Source organism: Kitasatospora putterlickiae, assembly GCF_039527695.1.
Lineage (GTDB): Bacteria > Actinomycetota > Actinomycetes > Streptomycetales > Streptomycetaceae > Kitasatospora > Kitasatospora putterlickiae.
This window is the reverse complement of sequence record NZ_BAAAKJ010000306.1, coordinates 1-1,619: the sequence shown is the minus strand read 5'-3', so window position 1 is coordinate 1,619 and position 1,619 is coordinate 1. Positions and strand designations below refer to the sequence as shown.

Here is a 1,619-nt window from a genome sequence, read left to right as displayed (position 1 = left end):
GTGCTCCGCGCCTTCCCGTGGCTCGACCTGTGCAACGTCTACGGGCCCACCGAGGCCACCACGTTCACCACCCTGCACCGGATCCGGCCCGCCGACCTCACCGGATCGGTCCCGATCGGCCGCCCCTTCGGCGGCGCCCGCGCCCTCGTCCTGGACGCGGACCGCCGGCCCGTCCCCGACGGCACCCGCGGCGAACTGTGGATCGCCGGCGCCCGGGTGACGCTCGGCTACCTCGGCCGTCCCGGGCTGACCGCCGAGCTCTTCGCCGACCTCCCCGGCACCGGCCGCGCCTACCGCACCGGCGACCGCGTGCTGCGACGCCCGGACGGGGTGCTGGAGTACCACGGCCGGCTGGACGACCAGGTGAAGGTGCGCGGCTTCCGGATCGAGCCCGGCGAGGTCGAGCACGCCCTGCGGAGCCTGCCCGAGGTGGCGGAGACGGTGGTCGTGGTCCGCCGGGCCGGCCACGAGGACGCCGCGCTCACCGCGTACGTGGTCCCCGCCGAGGGCGTCCGCCCGGTGCCCGAGGCACTCCGCCGCCGACTCGCCGAACGGCTCCCGGCGCACCTGGTGCCCACCGCCTGGACGCTGCTCGACGCCCTGCCGCTCACCACCAGCGGCAAGGTCGACCGGCGCGCGCTGGCCGCGGACGACGCCGCCGCGGTCGCCGCCCCCGCCCCCGCCCCCGGGACCACGCCCGCCCCCGCCGCGCTGACGCCGATCCAGCAGGTGGTGGCCGCCGCCTGGTCGCGCGCCCTGGAGCACGAGGTGACCGCGCCGGACGCCGACTTCTTCGCCGAGGGCGGGCACTCGCTGCTCGCCATGTGGGTGGTCGACGACCTGCGCGAGGACCTCGGCGTCGAGCTGCCGCTCGGCGACTTCCTCGACCACCCGACCGTGGCCGGCCAGGCCGACCTGGTCGAACGCGCCCTGCTGGCAGCCGAAGCCGAAGCCGAAGCCGGTGCCGAAGCCGCCGGATCCGAGGAGCCCACCCGATGACCGCCCCCGCCGACCACACGACCCAGGCCGACCTGCTCCGCCGCGCCCGCCGCCGCACCTCGGCCGCCGCGTCCGCCGCCCCCGGCGTGCCCGCCGCGTCCGCCGACCCCGGCCCGGCCCCGCTGTCCCACGCCCAGCACCGGATGTGGCTGATGGACCGCCTCGGCCAGGGCGGCCCCCGCTACCACGTCCCGCTCGCCACCCGGCTGCGCGGCCCGCTGGACACCGCCGCCCTCGCCGCCGCCCTGACCGCCCTCACCACCCGCCACCACGTCCTGCGCACCCGCTACGGGCGGAGCGAGGACGGCCCCCACCAGCAGGCCGCCCCCGCCGCCCCGGTCCCGCTGCCCGTCCGCGACGCCACGCCCGAGGCCGCCTCCGCCCTGCTGCACACCGAGGCCGCCCGGCCCTTCGACCTCACCACCGGCCCCGTCCTGCGCGCCCTGCTCCTGCGGCACGCCCCCGACGACCACACCCTGCTGCTCACCCTCCACCACATCGCCGTGGACGGCGGCTCGCTGCCCGTCCTCGCCACCGAACTCGCCGCGCTCTACGCCGCCGCCGACGGCCGCCCGTCCGGCCTGCCCGACCCGGAAGTCCAGTACGCCGACTACGCCCTG

The 1,619-nt window shown here is 78.4% G+C and carries 2 protein-coding genes; both read left to right on the top strand.

Annotated features, from left to right (window positions below):
- Positions 1-999 (top strand): non-ribosomal peptide synthetase (locus ABD308_RS29285; protein WP_344341097.1); only part of this gene is annotated, 999 nt, incomplete at its 5' end.
- A partial coding sequence (locus tag ABD308_RS29280) for a condensation domain-containing protein (protein ID WP_344341094.1) occupies positions 996-1,619 on the top strand: 624 nt, incomplete at its 3' end. The genes ABD308_RS29285 and ABD308_RS29280, both read left to right, overlap by 4 nt.